This is a genomic window from Flavisphingopyxis soli, assembly GCF_007995095.1.
In the GTDB taxonomy this organism is placed as follows: domain Bacteria; phylum Pseudomonadota; class Alphaproteobacteria; order Sphingomonadales; family Sphingomonadaceae; genus Flavisphingopyxis; species Flavisphingopyxis soli.
The window spans coordinates 367,918-383,183 of the sequence record NZ_VOPY01000002.1 but is presented as its reverse complement, the minus strand read 5'-3'; the positions used below and the strand labels follow the sequence as shown (position 1 = coordinate 383,183).

Here is a 15,266-nt window from a genome sequence, read left to right as displayed (position 1 = left end):
TATCATGCTGCAGCGTTACGCGACAAGCAATTGTCATTGTTGGGGGCTCGTGTCACCCGCCCCCGCTGGTCCGGCGGCAAGCCCGGCGTCGCGTTGCGCGATCAGTGCGCGGACCAGCGTCAGCCGCTGGGCAAGGTCCTGCCGCCAAGCTGCGTCGCCATCGGTGCGCTGGTAGACGCGCGACCACAGCCGCTCGGCCTCGTTGAGATCGCCCGCGCGAACCGCGGCGATCCCCTGGTAGAAATCGGGTCCGGGATGGCCGGGGTCCCGGCGGCGCGCTTCGGCGAAGGCGATGTCGCTGGCGCGCGTCGCCTGTCCGTCCGAGTGCGCGAGCAACGCCGCGCCATAGCCGACCCACAGGTCGGCGCTTTGCGGATAGAGCTTGGTCGCCTTGGCAAGCACCTTGGCGGCACTCTCGCTGTCGCCGCTTCGCGCGAGGCTGTCGGACAGCATCAGCCAGTTGGTCGCCGCATCGAGGCGGCGGACCATCCCCATCAACGGCTTGTCGATCCGCTCGCCCGACGTCTGCGTGCTAACGACGCGCTGTACGGGTGTGCCGGGCAGCATCGGCCGCCCCTGCCACGCATAGCCTGCAAGGCCGAGCGACAGCGCAGCGGCGAGCGGCAGATAGGCGGGCGACGGCAACCAGCGCCACGCCGCCAGCGCGACGACCGCCAGGACCAGCAGGCCGACGACGATCAAGCCGATCATTCCCCGTCTCCCGTGCCTGAGCGCTTGCGGCGCAGTTTGCGCGCGGCAAGCCAGCCGCCCAGGCCGAGCAGCGCGATCGGCGCCGCCCACAACGGCCAGGTCGCGGGAGTCAGCGGCGGATCGTAACTGACCCAGTCGCCATAGCGATCAACCAGCCAGGCGCGCACCTGATCGGGGGTCTCGCCCGCGGCGATCCGCTGCCGCACCAGGCTGCGCATGTCGCCGGCCAGCGCCGCATCGCTGTCGGCGATCGACTGGCCCTGGCAGACGAGGCAGCGCAGCGTTGTCATCAGCGCGTGCGCCTCGGCCTCGGCGCGCGCATCGGGCAGCTGGCGATAGGCATATTCGGCGGGCGGCACCGCATCCTGCGCGGCGAGCGGCGCGGCGAAGACCAGCGCGACGAGCAAGACCCGGCGCATCATCGCATCGCCTTCATCTTGGCGACAATACGATCGACGTCGCTTTCCAGGATCACGCCCTGGATCTGTTCGCGGACGATCCCCTTGCCGTCGACAAGGAAGCTTTCGGGCACCCCCGACGATCCGATCGCAATCTGGACATTGCTATCAACGTCACTGCCGATCCGCGCATAGGGATTGCCGTATTCGGACAGGAAGCTGGCGACATCTTTCGGCGTATCGCGGATCGCGATCCCGACGACCCTGACCCCGCGCGCGCGCAGCGTCTCGAGCATCGGTGCCTCGACGCGGCACGGCACACACCAGCTGGCGAAGATATTGACGAGATGTGGCTCGCCGGTGGCAAGGTCGGCGGCGGCAAGGCCGGGAATGCCATCGGTCGCGGGCGGCAGGTTGAACGCGGGCATCGGCTTGTCGACCCATTGCGAGGCAATCGTTTCGTCGTGCGGCGCGTCAAGCCGGGCGAGCATCAGGCCAAGCAGCAGCGCCGCAAGCGCGAACGGCGTCCAGAGCAACACGCGCTTCATGGCATCACCTGCCGGACGTAGTGACGGGCGCGGCGCAGCAGGCCGATCCGCGCGACGAGCGACAGCGCGCCGCCCAAAGCGATCAATATCCCGCCGAGCCAGATCAGCGTGACAAACGGCTTCCACCACAGGCGCAGTTGCCAGCGCCCTTCGCTCGTCGGCTGGCCAAGCACGGCATAGAGCTGCCCCTTCCAGCGCGTCAGCAGCGCCGCCTCGCTGGTCTCGGTCGGCGGCGTAGTGAAGGCGCGCAGTTGCGGGTGCAGGGTCGTAGGCGCACCGCCGTCATAGCGCGCGACAAGCCCGCCCTCGATCGCGGTCCAGTTGGGGCCGACGACCGGATCGATCGCGGTCAGTTCGACCTGCCACGGCCCGACCGTGGTCGTCTCGCCCGCCCGCAGCGCGATCAGCCGCTCCTCGGTAAACGCGGCGTTCGACGCCATGCCGATCAGCGCGACCGCGACGCCGAAATGCGCGATGACCATCGCCCAGGTTGTCGCGGGCGTCCGGCGCAGGCTGCGGCGCGTCAGCGGCAACAGGCTCGCGATTGCCAGTCCGCCGCCGAGCGCGAGGCCCAGCGCGGGCAGGATCGCGCTGCGCGGAACGAGCACCACGAGCGCGATCGCGCCGACGCCTGCGATAGCCAGCATCATCCACGCAATTACCGGGAGGCGCGCGAGCCGGTCGCGCCGCCAGCGCAGCAGCGGCCCGACGAACAGCAATGCAACGAGGCCGAGCGCGATCGGCCCCGCAGCGCGGTTGAAATAGGGCGGCCCGACCGACAGGCGATAACCGAGCGCTTCCGCCGCAATCGGGTAGAACGTGCCGATCAGGACGATCGCGAGGATCACCGACAGCAGCAGGTTGTTCATCACCAGCGCGCCCTCGCGGCTGACCGGCGCAAACGTCGCCCCGCTCGCGACCTTGCCGATCCGCGCGCCGAACAGCGCCAGCGCGCCGCCGATATACAGCGCGAGCAGGACGAGGATGAACACCCCGCGGGTCGGATCGACCGCGAACGAATGGACGCTCGTCAGCAGCCCCGAACGAACAATGAAGGTGCCGATCATCGACATCGAAAACGCGACCAGCGCGAGCATGATCGTCCACGCGCGCAGCCCGTCGCGGTTGGCCGTGACGCTGACCGAATGGAGCAGCGCGGTCGCCGCGAGCCACGGCATCAGCGAGGCATTCTCGACCGGGTCCCAGAACCACCAGCCGCCCCAGCCTAGCTCGTAATAGGCCCAGTAGCTCCCCGCGGTGATGCCGAGCGTCAGGAACACCCATGCGATCAGCACCGAGGGACGCATCGCACGGGCAAAGGCGCGGTTGGCATCGCCCGCCAGCATCGCGCCGACCGCGAACGAAAACGCCACCGACAGGCCGACATAGCCGAGATACAGCGTCGGCGGGTGGAAGGCGAGACCAGGGTCCTGCAGCAAGGGGTTGAGCCCCGCGCCTTCGGGCGGCGCCGGCGAAAGCCGGGCAAAGGGGTTTGAAGCGAACAGCAGGAAGGCATAAAATCCCAAGGCAAGCACTGCTTGCGCGCCGAGCGTCGCCGATACGATCCGCGGCGCGAGCTGCCGCTCGAACAGCGCCACGCCGATGCTGCCCAGGCCCAGGATCGTCAGCCACAGCAGCATCGAGCCTTCGTGGTTGCCCCAGGCACCTGCAAACTTGAACAGCCATGGCTTGGCGCTGTGGCTGTTGTCCGCGACGAGCAAGACGCTGAGGTCGGTCCGCAGGAAGAGAGCGATCAGGCAGCCGAAGGCGGCGAGACACAGCAGGCCCTGCAGCACGGCGAGCGGGCGTGCGGCGGGGGAGATCGCGACATACTCGCCGCGCCGAGACAGGCCGGCGAAGCCGGCAAGCGCCTGCAGTACCGCCAGCGCAGCAGCGAGCCAGAGCAGCAGGAGGCCGGTTTCGGCGATCACCGCTTGGGCTCGACCGTGGTGCCGACCATATTGTCGCGATCGATCGGCATCGTGCCAAGCTGCGGCGGCATGTAGCGCTCGTCGTGCTTGGCAAGGATGCGCGTGGCGACGAAGGTCCCTTCGGCGTTCAGGCTGCCATCGGCGACCATTCCCGATTCTTCGCGGAACAGGTCGGGGACGATGCCGCGAAACGCGACGCGGGTGGTGGCCTTGCCGTCGGTGACGACGAAGGCGAGACCGAGCCCGTCGGGCGAACGGACGATGCTGCCCTTTTCGACCATGCCGCCGAGCCGGATGGCAACGCCGGGTTCGGGCGGCTTGGCCGCAATGTCCGACGGGGTGACGAAATAGGCCGCCTCGTCACGCAATGCCGATGCCGCGAGCAATCCCGCGCCGATGATCGCGACAATCGCGATCAGCGCGAGGACGAGCCGCTGGTGCTTGGGCTTGAGCCTGGGCTTGGTCTGGGTGGTCATTTGCGGCCCCGCACGTCGTCGGATCGGCGTTCGGCGGCGCGCATCGTCCACCACGACCAGCCGGTAACCGCGATCGTCGCGACGATCGTCAGGCCATAAGCTGCGGCGACGAAGGCGAACTGTCCGCTCATCGGGCCGCCAGCCGCTTCAATCGCGCTTCGCTGCGGATATCGGCGATGATTGCGCGCATCCGCATCAGCACGATCGCGCCGAACAACAGGCTGAAACCGCCCAGCGTCAGCCACAGCGGCCACAGGATCGCACTGTCGATCGTCGATCCGCTCAGCGTGATGCTCGGTCCCTGGTGAAGGCTGTTCCACCATACGACCGAACGGTTGATGATCGGCAGGTTGATCGCGCCGACGATCGCGTAGATCGCCGCGACCTTGCTGACGCTGCCGCGTTCTTCGCCGGCATTGGCGATCGCGATGAAGCCGAGATAGAGGAACAACAGCACCAGCATCGACGTCATCCGCCCGTCCCATTCCCACCAGGTCCCCCAGGTCGGTCGCCCCCAGATCGAACCGGTGACGAGGCACAGGGCACAGAACACCATGCCCGGCAGCGCGATCGCGCGCGCGGCGATCCCGGCGAGCGGGTGGCGCCAGACGAGCTGGACGATGCCTGCAATCGCCAGCGCCAGCCAGCCGCCCATGCCGAGCCAGGCTGCAGGAACGTGGACATAGAGGATGCGGACCGTCTCGCCCTGCAGGTAATCGGGCGGGGTCAGCTCAAGCCCGGCATAGCCGCCGAGAATCGCGAGCAGCAGTCCGCCCAGCGCGAGCCACGGGGTCAGCGGACGCGCGATCGACAGGAATTTCAGCGGATTTGCGTAAATATGCATGTTCGGTCGGGGCAATAGGCGAGTCGTCGCCGCATTTCCAGCAGTGTTGCCGCGCCGTCGGCTCGTGCCTAGCCGCGCCCGATCTTGGCCTGCGCCATCCGGTCGGCGACGTCGGCGGCCGGCGCGCCGTCGGCCTTGCTCGCTTCCCAGATATCGCGCAGGCGGCCGGGGATCTCACCGATCCGCCGTTCGACCTCGTCGCGATTCCCGCGATCGAGATATTCGAGCGCGACGCTGATGATGCCGCCGGCATTGATGACGTAATCGGGCGCAAAGACGATGCCGCGATCGTGCAGCCGCTGGCCGTCGGCGGGCGTCGCAAGCTGGTTGTTCGCGCCGCCGGCGACGACGGGCGCCTTGATCTGGGCGATGCTGTGCTCGGTCAGCACCGCGCCGAGCGCATTGGGGCTGACGACATCGGCCGCGATGCTCAGGATCTCGCCGGTCGAAACGCTGCTGGCACCAAGTTCCTTGGCGAGAGCACTGCAGCGGTCCTCGTGGATGTCGGCGAGCGTCAGGCGCGCGCCATCGGCGGCAAGGCGTCGGGCGAGGTGTCCGCCGACGCTGCCAACGCCCTGGATCGCGACGTGGACGCCCTTGGCGCTATCGCGGCCGAGCCCCTGCTTGATCGCGGCGAGCACGCCTAAATATACGCCAAGCGCGGTGAACGGACCGGGGTCGCCGCCGGCTTCGCCGCGCGCATCGACTGGCAGGCCCGAGACGTAGCGCGTATGGCGTGAGATCTCGACGAGGTCGGCGACGCTCATGCCGACATCTTCGGCGGTGACGTAGCGACCGCCGAGCGATTCGACTTCGCGGCCATAAGCGGCGAGATATTCAGGCGTCTTTTCGGTGCGCGCATCGGCAAGGATCACCGCCTTGCCGCCGCCCATCGGCAGGCCGGCCATCGCGTTCTTGTAGCTCATCCCGCGCGACAGGCGCAGCGCGTCGATCACACCAAGCTGCTTGTCGGCGTATTTCCAGTAGCGCACGCCGCCCGCGGCGGGGCCGAGATGCGTCGAATGGATCGCAATGACGCCGGTCAGCCCGGTCGCGCGGTCGAAAAAACCGTGCACGGCTTCATGATCGTCGAAATCGGGCAAGTCCCACAGTGCTGGCATCAGGCTATCGTCCCGGCAGGCGCCGCATCATGGCGCACAAGATCAATGTTACGTTGCTGGGCAATAATATTGTTTTGCCGCGCTGTCAGCCCCCGCCGTAAGGGCGACGCGAAATACTTGCAAACACGTTGAAAAATGGGGCGATCGACGGGTCTTGAACCCGCGACCTCCGGTACCACAAACCGGCGCTCTAACCAACTGAGCTACGATCGCCACACCGCGGTCCGAAAAAGCGACGCGAGGTCGTTCGGTGCGGGCGGCTCCAATAGGTCGCAACGCCGCCTAGCGTCAAGCCCGCTGTCGCATGCAACGCGCGCACCTCGCCACCACGCCGCTCTGCGCCATTGTCGCGATGCAAAGCGCACGCTAACCCGTTGAGCAATGATGCAAACCAATCCTCCGGTCGATCGTACGGCGTCGGGCGCCGAGCATACCGAAGAGCGCCTGTCGGCGGCCGCGGGTATCCGTCGGACGCCGTCGTCGGCGCTGACCCAGTTCATTCTGCCGCGGTTCCTCGGGAACGACGAATGCGCCGATCTCACCGCGATGATCGACCGCAACGTGCGCCCGTCGACGATCGCCGACGATATCGGCGACCCCGGATTTCGCACGAGCATGACGTGCGACCTCGATCACACCGATCCGCTCGTCGCGGCGATCGACGCCCGGCTGTGCGACCTTGCCGGGATCGATCGCGCATTCGGCGAGCCGCTCCAGGGCCAACGCTACGAGGCCGGGCAGGAATTCAAGTTCCACACCGATTATTTCGAACCCGGAGGCGCGGGCTATATCGAACACTGCACCGTCTCGGGCCAGCGGACCTGGACGATGATGGTTTATCTCAACGCGCCAGAGGCGGGCGGCGGCACGCGCTTCAAGGCGACCGGCAAGATCATTCGCCCGGTCACCGCGCAGCTCGTCGCCTGGGACAACCTCACCGCCGAGGGGCTGGTCAACCCGGCGACGCTCCACCACGGCATGCGCGTGCGCCAGGGGCGCAAATACGTCATCACCAAATGGTTTCGCGAACGCCCCTGGCCATGGCTCGAGCCGGAGGCGGATTGAGCAAGCCCCCGACTAAGAGCCTTACTTCACCAGCCGATACTGCACCGTCAGGTTGACCGCGGTCGACACCTGGCCGGGCTCGACCGGCGCCTTGGCCGAGGCATCCATGACGCGCAGCTCCATCGCTTGCGGCATCGGCCCGCCGCCATAGCCCTGCGATTCGGTGATGCTGACCAGCCGGGCCGACGAATACCCGGTCTGCGCCGCATAGAATTGCGCCTGTTCGCGCGCCTTGCGCAGCGCGCGCGTGCGCGCCTCGGTCTTGATCGCTGCGTCGGCGTCGATCGAGAAGTTCGGTCCGTTGATATTGGTCCCGCCGGCCGCGACGAGCGCGTCGAGCATCGTCCCGAGCTTGGCGATGTCGTGCGTCTTCACGCGGACCTCGTTCGACACCTGATAGCCGACGAAGCGCGGCGACTGGCCGTTCTGGCGCCCTTCGTAATCATATTGCGGGCTGAGGCCGATCCCCGTCGTCTGGATGTCCTTGTCGGCGACGCCGCGCGCTTTGACCGCCTTGATCAGCGCGTCCATCTTGACCGAATTGAGCCTCAGCGCCTCGGTCGCAGTCGGCGCGATCGTCTGCACGCCAGCGCCGATCGTGGCGGTATCGGGCTTGGCATCGATCGACTCGGTGATCGAGAGCGTCAGCAGCGGAGAGTCGCCCTCGATCTGCATGACCGGCTGGACCTGCGCGATCAGCGCGGTCGGCACGGCGGTCAGTGAAAGGGCGGCGAGAGCGAGGGCAACACGCATGGAAATCTCCTGTGGTCGTGAATCGTTTCGGTTCTTCAACGGGCAGCCCTGCCCCCTGTTCCCTTGCCGCGCCCTGAATAGGCAGCTAGCGAGCGGCGCGACATGGCCGCAGCCCCGATCCTCTCGTACGAAAATCTCGGCATCCAGCAGGGTGGCGGCTGGCTGCTGCGCAATCTGGACCTGCACATCGGCGCGCGCGACCGGCTCGCGCTGATCGGCCGCAACGGCGCGGGCAAGACCACACTCCTCAAACTCATCGCCGACACGCTCGAAAGCGACGAGGGTACGCGCACGATCGTACCCGGCACGCATGTCGTGATCCTCGAACAGAATCCCGATCTCGCCGCCTTTGCAACGCTGCGCGATTTCGCCGTCCACGGCGCCGATGGCCCACCCGATTATGCGGTCGAGGCGATCGCCGACCAGCTTGGCATCGACCTTGGCAAGGACGCCGCCAGCGCCAGTGGCGGCGAGCGACGGCGCGCCGCGATCTGCCGCGCGCTCGCCAGCGATCCCGATGTCCTGCTGCTCGACGAGCCGACCAACCATCTCGACCTCGCGGCGATCGACTGGCTCGAATCGTGGCTCGATGCCTACAAGGGCGCGTTCGTCGTGATCAGCCACGACCGCACTTTCCTGACGCGCCTGACGCGCCAGACCCTGTGGCTCGATCGCGGCCAGCTGCGCCGGCTCGAAGTCGGCTATGGCGGGTTCGAGGCGTGGACCGAAAAGATCTATGCCGACGAGGCCAAGCAGGCCGACCGGCTCGACGCACGCCTCAAACTCGAAGCACACTGGCTCGAACGCGGCGTCACCGCGCGGCGCAAGCGCAACCAGGGCCGCCTCGCCAGGCTCTATGAAATGCGCGCGCAACGCGCCGCGATGATGGGCCCGCCCGGCGCGGCGAAGCTCGGCATCGCCAGCGACGACGTCCGCACCAAGGCGGTCATCACCGCCGACAAGGTCAGCAAGTCCTTCGGAGACCGAACGGTGATCCGCGACTTCACGCTGCGCATCCAGCGCGGTGACCGGATCGGCATCGTCGGCGCCAACGGCGCGGGCAAGACGACGCTGATCAAGTTGCTGACCGGCGAGATCGAACCCGACAGCGGCACCGTGGTTCGCGCCAAGACGCTCGAAGGCATCATCATCGACCAGCAACGCGCACTGCTGTCGGGCGACAAGACCGTCCGCGACGTCATTGCCGAGGGCGGCGACTGGATCGAGGTGCGCGGCGTCAAGAAGCACATCCAGGGCTATCTCAAGGAATTCCTGTTCGACCCGGCGATCGTCGACACGCCGATCCGGATCCTGTCGGGCGGAGAGAAATCGCGCCTCCTGCTGGCGCGCGAGTTCGCCCGCGCGTCGAATCTGCTCGTCCTCGACGAACCGACCAACGATCTCGACCTCGAAACGCTCGACCTGCTGCAGGAAGTGATCGCCGACTACGACGGCACCGTCCTCATCGTCAGCCACGACCGCGACTTTCTCGACCGTACCGTCACCGTCACGCTCGGCCTCGATGGCTCCGGCACCGTCGACATCGTCGCGGGCGGCTATGCCGACTGGGAAGCCAAACGCCGTCCGCAGCAATCCGCCAAGACGAAAGGCCGGTCGAAGCAGGCCGGCTCGCCTGCCCACGCACCGTCGGCGCAACGTCCCGCCAAGCTGAGCTACAAGGACCAGCGCGACTACGACCTGCTGCCCGGCCGGGTCGAGGAGATCGAGGCGCGCATCGCCGAGGTCGAGACCAACCTGTCGAATCCCGACCTCTACGGCAACGATCCCGAATTGTTCGAAAAGCTGACGGCTCAGCTGACCGAACTGCAACGCGAAAAGGACGCGGCCGAGGAACGCTGGCTCGAACTCGCTGAAATGGTCGAGACGCTGGGCAACTAGCCCAGGCCGTAGAACCCCGCGACGCGGTCGAGCGCGAGCGTCAGCACCAAACGCCCCGACCGGCTCGGCCAGCCAAGTCCCTTTTCCGCCGCTCCCATCGCTTCGCCCTCGCACGCGATCCGCCACAATATGTCGGACAGGCCTGGCCCGGCGGCGGCCAGAGCACCCTCGAACCTCCGCTTGGCATCGATCGCCTTGGCCGAACGATCGGGCGCGCCCGGCGCTCCGCGACGTCCTCCGCCCGTCCCTGCCCCGTCCCACTGCATCGTCGTGCGCGCGCCAAGCTGCGCGCGTTCGAAGTCGGTTCGCAACCGCGCTCCTGCGGCGAACTGCCGGTCGTTCAGATGGCCGCGCGCATGGAGCCAGTCGATCGGGTTCTCGCGCAGGTTCACGGTCACGCGGCGAACTGTCCCCGGTCGCCCCGCCTTGCCGGGATCGATCCGGTCGTCGGGATGTGGTCGGTCGACCAGCGTCCGATTGGCGGCGGCGGGGACATTGCGACGGGCAAGCGACTTGGTTCGGGGCATGACGACTCCTGTTCGATCGAATCGCCAGAGCCTTGCCATTGGGAACAAATTGTAGGAAAGAACAAACCGTATCGGTTCATGCATACGGGAGCCTGCAATGATCAATTCGATCCGCTCGGTCCGCCGCGCCAAACGGCTGACGCTCGATGACGTCGCCCGGCGCTGCGATCCGCCGACCACGCCGCAGACGATCGGGCGGCTCGAAACGGGCACGCGGACGCTGTCGATCGACTGGCTCAACCGCATTGCCGATGCGCTTAGCGTGTCGTCGGCCGAACTCGTCAGCATGCCCGACGAGACGCAGCACGAAGTCACCGCGCTGCTCACCCCCGACGGTGCGCACGCGCCGACGCGGCCAGAGCCGCTCAGTCCGCAGCGAATCGGCGAAGACATGCTCGCGCTGCGCGTGACCGGCGGGGTCGGCGACTATCGCAGCGGCGACCATGTCTGGTGCCGCCCGCTCAAGGCCGACGATTATGCGAGCGCGCTTAACCGCGACGTCCTCGTCCCGCGTCCGGCGGGGCGCTTCGTCTTCGGCCGGTTGATCGGCATGGATGGCGAGAAGCTCCACCTCCTCCCGCTCGGCACGGGCACGCGCCAGCATGTCGTCGCCAATCCGCCCTGGCTGGCGGTTGCGGCGCGGCTGGTCCGCGACCTCTAGGCATGGCGCGGCTCCGCGTCCTGTCGATCGCGACGCTGTTTCCCGATGCGACGCGGCCCGATTTCGGCGGCTTCGTCGAACGATCGCTGCGCGAAGCGGCGAAGGACGATGCGATCGACCTCACCGTCGTCGCCCCGCTCGGCCTGCCGCCATGGCCGCTGTCGGCGCATCCGCGCTACGCCGCGCTTGCCAACCTGCCGCACGTCGAACTGCGCCACGGTCTCACCGTCCACCGCCCGCGCTTTCGCCTGCTTCCGGGCCTCAGCGGCCGCTGGAATCCTGCTCTCATCGCGCGCGCAGTCATGCCGCTGGCCCGGCAGCTCGCGCCCGACCTGATCGACGCGCAATTCTATTATCCCGACGGCCCCGCCGCGATGCGCATTGGCACCAAGTTAGGCGTGCCCTTTATCGCCAAGGCGCGCGGCGCCGACATCAGCCATTGGGGCCATCGCAAACACAGTTCCGAACAGGTCCGCGCGACGGGCGCCGCGGCCGCGCGCTCGCTGGCCGTCTCCGAAGCGCTCAAGGCCGACATGGTCGCGCTCGGCATGGATGCGGACAAGATTGTGGTTCATTATACCGGCCTCGATCACGATCGCTTCCGCCCGCTCGACCGGACCGCCGCCAAGACCGCGCGCGGCCTGTCGGGTCCCGTGCTCCTGTGCGTCGGCGCGCTGATCGAACGCAAGCGCCAGGATCTCGTCATCGCGGCGCTGCGCGATCTGCCCGGGGCGACCTTGCTGATCGCCGGACGCGGTGAACGCGAAGCCGATTACCGCGCCCTCGCGCGCGATCTGGGCGTCGCCGGACGTGTCCAGTTTCTCGGCCCCGTCGCCAATGCCGACCTCCCCGCGCTCTACGCTGCCGCCGATGTCACCGTGATGCCTTCGAACAGCGAAGGCCTCGCCAACGCCTGGATCGAATCGCTCGCCTGCGGCACGCCGCTCGTCATCACCGACGCTGGCGGCGCGCGCGAGCTGGTGCGCGATCCCGTCGCCGGTCGGATCGTCGGCTGGGATGTCGAGGAAATCGTTGCGGCAGTCTCAGCCATCCTCGCCGATCCGCCGACGCAAGCGGCGGTATCGGCAACGGTGCGCGACCGTTTCGACTGGGGCAGGAACGGCCGCGAACTGGCGGCGCATTGGAAGTCGGTCGCACAAGCCATGCCTTCTCGGCCGGAACCTCCCGCAGATACATAGCCAAGGACCCGTTCATCCTGGGTAGGCCCGCAGGGCCGTATCGAAGGACGATGGGTCCGCGTGCCCCGATGCCCTCCGATACGCGCCTTCGGCGCTGCTCAGGACATACGGATGGGGGTGCGGGTTCAGGCCAGCGGCAACAGCAGTGCGGCGATCTCGCGGTCCTCGGCGCGCAGCACCGACCAGGCGCGCGCCGCGGCGCGGCTATCCATGATCTCGAGCCCGATGCCTTCGCTCTCGAGCGCACGACGCAACGCTCCTGACGGGAATATCTGCGTGCTGCCGGTACCCAGAACAATGAATTCGGGCAGCCCCTCGCCCCAGATCGCCAGCAGCTGACCGATCGCCGCCCGATCGAGCATCGCCGCATCGTGCGTTCCCGCCCACGTCTCTGCACGGCGCGGGGTCAGCATCACGCCGTCGGCGAAATAATGCTCCTGCGTGCGAAACCCGCCGCCTTCGATCCGCTCGACGATCGGACCGCTGCCCGCTTCGTCACGGCGAAGCGCGATCGTCATCGCGCGCTCAGACCCGTGCGCCGTCGTCGGCGACACGCTCGGCGGTGCCGATGCCGCCATCGACCGGCACGAAGCTGTCCGATTTGACATGCAGCCAGATCAGCCACGGCGCCGCCATGTAGACGCTCGAATAGGTGCCGACGAACAGGCCGAGCAGCATCGCCGCGGTAAAGCCGAAGATCACCGCCGGGCCCCAGATCAGCAGCGCGACCAGCGCGATGATCATCGTCAGCGACGTCATCACGGTGCGCGCCAGCGTCTCGTTGACGCTGAGGTCGAGCAAGGCGGTCATGTCCATCTTGCGGTATTTCTTCAGGTTCTCGCGAATCCGGTCGAATACGACGATCGTATCGTTGAGCGAATAGCCGATGATCGTCAGCAGCGCGGCAACGATGTTGAGATTGAACTCGAGCTGCGTCAGCGCGAAGAACCCGAAGGTCAGCGAAACATCGTGGAACAGCGCGAACAGCGCGCCCGCACCGAACTGCCATTCGAAGCGGAACCAGATGTAGATCGAAATTGCCAGCATCGCGAGCGCCAGGCTCAGCGCACCGGTTTGCAGCAATTCGCCCGACACCTTGCCCGACACGGTATCGACGCTGCCGACCTTGGCATCGGGATAGGCCTTGAGGATGCCCGCGCGAAGCTTGTCGGCGGCGGCATTGGCCGAATCATCGCCGCCCTTGGGCACCGGCGTGCGGATCAGCACCTCGTTGGCGCTGCCGAATTCCTGCACCGTCGCCTCGCCGATGCCGATCGCGTCGGCCTTGTTGCGGACGTCGGTGATGTCGACCGGCTTGGAGAATTCGACGCGGGTCGATTGGCCGCCGACGAAATCCACGCCCATGTTGAGCCCGCGCACGAAGGTCAGCGCGAGCGAAGCGATGATCATGCTGACGCCGATCGCCATCGCGACATTGCGCCATTTGAGGAAGGCGATGTTGGTATCGTCGGGGACGAGCTTGAGCAAACGCATGGGTCTAATCCCTTAAATGACGAGTTTCGACGGGCGCGCGCTGCGCAACCATCCGGCGACGAACATCCGGCTGACGGTCACCGCGGTGAACACCGAGGTGACGATGCCGATCGTCAGGACGACGGCAAAGCCCTTGATCGGCCCGGTGCCGAACCAGAACATCAGCGCGGCGGCAATGACGTTGGTGATGTTGGCATCGAAAATCGCGCGACTGGCCTCCTTGTAACCGACCTGGACCGCATCGATCGGTCGTCGCCCGCGCTTGACCTCTTCGCGGATCCGCTCGTTGATCAGCACGTTGGCGTCGACCGCGGCGCCGATCGTCAGGACGAAGCCGGCAATGCCTGGCAGCGTCAGCGTCGCATTGAACAGCGCCATGATGCCGAGGATCAGGAGGATGTTGATGATGAGGGCGGCATCGGCATAGACGCCGAAACGGCCGTAGGTGACGATCATGAAGATCAGCACCGCCATCGTCGCGATGATCGCGGCGAGCGCGCCCTTGTCGATCGAATCCTGGCCGAGCTCGGGCTTGACCGTGCGCTCCTCGACGACCTTCAATTTGACCGGCAGCGAACCCGACCGCAGCGAGATGGCGAGTGCGTTGGCGCTTTCGACCGTGAAGTTGCCGCTGATCTGCGCCTGTCCGCCCAGGATCGGTTCGTTGATGTTCGGCGCCGAAAGCACCTTGCCGTCAAGCAGCATGGCAAACGGCTTGCCGACATTCTGCTGCGTCGTGCGCGCGAAGATGTTCGATCCTTGCGCGTCGAAACGGATCGACACGACCGGCTGGTTGTCCTGCTGGTCGAACTGCTGCTGCGCATCGACCAGCTGGTCGCCCGAGATCAGCACCTGGCGCTTGACCGCGATCACCGGCTCGCCGGTGGGATTGCCGGGATAGGGAACGATTTCGCTGCCGACCGGCGCGATGCCCTTCGCGAGATCCTGGGGATTGGCGTTGAGCTCGACCATCTTGAACTCGAGCCGCGCGGTCTGGCCGAGCAGGTCCTTCAATGCCTGCGGATCGCTGAGGCCGGGAACCTGGACGACGATCCGGTCGTCGCCCTGGCGGACGATCGTCGGCTCGCGCGTGCCCAGCGCGTTGACGCGGCGATCGACGATGTCGCGCGCCGCTTCCATCGCGTTGTCGATGAAATTGCGCGTGCCCGCCTCGGTCGGCGTCATGATGATCCGCGTCGAATCGCGGACTTCGATATCCCAGTCGCGTTCGCCCGAAAGTCCGGCACCCTTGGTCTGGTTGTTCAATCGCTCGCGCGCTTCGTCGACCTTGGTCGCGTCGCGGACCATGAACGACAATTTGCCGTTGGCGCGGCTGAGGCCGCCGATCGCGATATTCTCGCTCTTGCCGCGCTCACCGCGCAGGACGGTGCGGATCGTCTTTTCCATCGAATCGAGCCGCTGCTTGCGGACGTCGTTGATATCCGCCTCGAGCATGATGTGGCTGCCCCCGGCGAGATCGAGGCCAAGGTTGATCCGTTCGCTCGGCATCCACGACGGGAAGGCCGTGACCACCTTGTCGGGCAACATGCTGGGAACGGCGAGCAAGATGCCGAAGATCAGCAGCAGCGTGATGCCGATGACCTTCCAGCGCGGGAATTCGAGCATAAATCTGGTCCTG

General features: G+C 66.8%; 17 protein-coding genes and 1 tRNA gene. 4 read left to right on the top strand and 14 right to left on the bottom strand.

Translation table 11 applies throughout. From position 1 onward, the window contains the following. Positions 1 to 33: 33 nt before the first annotated feature. The 9 genes from FSZ31_RS08535 to FSZ31_RS08500 all read right to left on the bottom strand — a co-directional run bounded on the left by FSZ31_RS08535 (position 34) and on the right by FSZ31_RS08500 (position 6,242). A complete protein-coding gene (locus tag FSZ31_RS08535) occupies positions 34 to 711 on the bottom strand; it encodes a tetratricopeptide repeat protein (RefSeq protein ID WP_147122935.1) in 678 nt (225 codons plus the stop codon). Then, entirely contained in the window at positions 708 to 1,133 is a 426-nt protein-coding gene (locus tag FSZ31_RS08530; protein ID WP_147122934.1) for a cytochrome c-type biogenesis protein, read from the bottom strand. Before FSZ31_RS08530 ends, FSZ31_RS08535 begins: the two co-directional genes overlap by 4 nt. Beyond that, positions 1,130 to 1,657 carry a redoxin family protein gene (locus FSZ31_RS08525; protein WP_147122933.1) on the bottom strand — a complete coding sequence of 176 codons (528 nt, stop codon included), beginning with the start codon at positions 1,655 to 1,657 and terminating at the stop codon, positions 1,130 to 1,132. The genes FSZ31_RS08530 and FSZ31_RS08525 overlap by 4 nt, the downstream gene beginning before the upstream one ends. Next, positions 1,654 to 3,588, bottom strand: a complete 1,935-nt coding sequence (locus tag FSZ31_RS08520; RefSeq protein WP_147122932.1) for a heme lyase CcmF/NrfE family subunit — start codon at positions 3,586 to 3,588, stop codon at positions 1,654 to 1,656. The genes FSZ31_RS08525 and FSZ31_RS08520 overlap by 4 nt, the downstream gene beginning before the upstream one ends. Next, entirely contained in the window at positions 3,585 to 4,064 is a 480-nt protein-coding gene (gene ccmE / locus FSZ31_RS08515) for a cytochrome c maturation protein CcmE (RefSeq protein WP_147122931.1), read from the bottom strand. Before ccmE ends, FSZ31_RS08520 begins: the two co-directional genes overlap by 4 nt. Further along, positions 4,061 to 4,195 (bottom strand): hypothetical protein, encoded by a 135-nt coding sequence (locus FSZ31_RS13045; protein WP_268934269.1) that lies wholly within the window; start codon positions 4,193 to 4,195, stop codon positions 4,061 to 4,063. Before FSZ31_RS13045 ends, ccmE begins: the two co-directional genes overlap by 4 nt. Next, positions 4,192 to 4,908, bottom strand: a complete 717-nt coding sequence (gene ccmC, locus FSZ31_RS08510) for a heme ABC transporter permease CcmC (protein WP_147122930.1) — start codon at positions 4,906 to 4,908, stop codon at positions 4,192 to 4,194. The genes FSZ31_RS13045 and ccmC overlap by 4 nt, the downstream gene beginning before the upstream one ends. A gap of 68 nt (positions 4,909 to 4,976) precedes the next feature. Then, positions 4,977 to 6,029 carry a Leu/Phe/Val dehydrogenase gene (locus tag FSZ31_RS08505; RefSeq protein ID WP_147122929.1) on the bottom strand — a complete coding sequence of 351 codons (1,053 nt, stop codon included), beginning with the start codon at positions 6,027 to 6,029 and terminating at the stop codon, positions 4,977 to 4,979. Positions 6,030 to 6,165: 136 nt separating this feature from the next. Next, positions 6,166 to 6,242 (bottom strand) — tRNA-His (locus FSZ31_RS08500). A gap of 168 nt (positions 6,243 to 6,410) precedes the next feature. On the opposite strand from FSZ31_RS08500, the gene FSZ31_RS08495 reads away from it, so the two are divergent. After that, positions 6,411 to 7,094, top strand: coding sequence for a prolyl hydroxylase family protein (locus FSZ31_RS08495; RefSeq protein ID WP_328592393.1), 684 nt, complete (start codon positions 6,411 to 6,413; stop codon positions 7,092 to 7,094). Between the two features lie 21 nt (positions 7,095 to 7,115). Here FSZ31_RS08495 and FSZ31_RS08490 read toward each other — a convergent pair whose 3' ends face one another. After that, complete coding sequence (locus FSZ31_RS08490; RefSeq protein ID WP_147122927.1) at positions 7,116 to 7,847, bottom strand: SIMPL domain-containing protein; 732 nt, start codon at positions 7,845 to 7,847, stop codon at positions 7,116 to 7,118. 102 nt (positions 7,848 to 7,949) lie between these two features. On the opposite strand from FSZ31_RS08490, the gene FSZ31_RS08485 reads away from it, so the two are divergent. Then, complete coding sequence (locus FSZ31_RS08485) at positions 7,950 to 9,746, top strand: ABC-F family ATP-binding cassette domain-containing protein (RefSeq protein WP_147122926.1); 1,797 nt, start codon at positions 7,950 to 7,952, stop codon at positions 9,744 to 9,746. Here FSZ31_RS08485 and FSZ31_RS08480 read toward each other — a convergent pair. Next, entirely contained in the window at positions 9,743 to 10,273 is a 531-nt protein-coding gene (locus FSZ31_RS08480; protein ID WP_236643738.1) for a DUF6456 domain-containing protein, read from the bottom strand. The genes FSZ31_RS08485 and FSZ31_RS08480 overlap by 4 nt on opposite strands. A gap of 97 nt (positions 10,274 to 10,370) precedes the next feature. On the opposite strand from FSZ31_RS08480, the gene FSZ31_RS08475 reads away from it, so the two are divergent. Together FSZ31_RS08475 and FSZ31_RS08470 are read left to right on the top strand one after the other, a co-directional pair. Beyond that, positions 10,371 to 10,934, top strand: a complete 564-nt coding sequence (locus FSZ31_RS08475; RefSeq protein WP_147122925.1) for a helix-turn-helix domain-containing protein — start codon at positions 10,371 to 10,373, stop codon at positions 10,932 to 10,934. Positions 10,935 to 10,936: 2 nt separating this feature from the next. Further along, positions 10,937 to 12,133, top strand: a complete 1,197-nt coding sequence (locus FSZ31_RS08470; RefSeq protein WP_147122924.1) for a glycosyltransferase — start codon at positions 10,937 to 10,939, stop codon at positions 12,131 to 12,133. Positions 12,134 to 12,258: 125 nt separating this feature from the next. Here the strand turns inward: FSZ31_RS08470 and FSZ31_RS08465 are convergent, their stop codons facing one another. From FSZ31_RS08465 to secD, 3 genes are read right to left on the bottom strand one after another with little or no spacing between them, the layout of a single operon-like run. Then, positions 12,259 to 12,651 (bottom strand): Mth938-like domain-containing protein, encoded by a 393-nt coding sequence (locus FSZ31_RS08465; protein ID WP_147122923.1) that lies wholly within the window; start codon positions 12,649 to 12,651, stop codon positions 12,259 to 12,261. 7 nt (positions 12,652 to 12,658) lie between these two features. Further along, positions 12,659 to 13,627, bottom strand: a complete 969-nt coding sequence (secF, locus tag FSZ31_RS08460) for a protein translocase subunit SecF (RefSeq protein ID WP_147122922.1) — start codon at positions 13,625 to 13,627, stop codon at positions 12,659 to 12,661. Positions 13,628 to 13,639: 12 nt separating this feature from the next. Continuing rightward, positions 13,640 to 15,253, bottom strand: a complete 1,614-nt coding sequence (gene secD, locus FSZ31_RS08455) for a protein translocase subunit SecD (protein ID WP_147122921.1) — start codon at positions 15,251 to 15,253, stop codon at positions 13,640 to 13,642. Between the last annotated feature and the right edge of the window lie 13 nt (positions 15,254 to 15,266).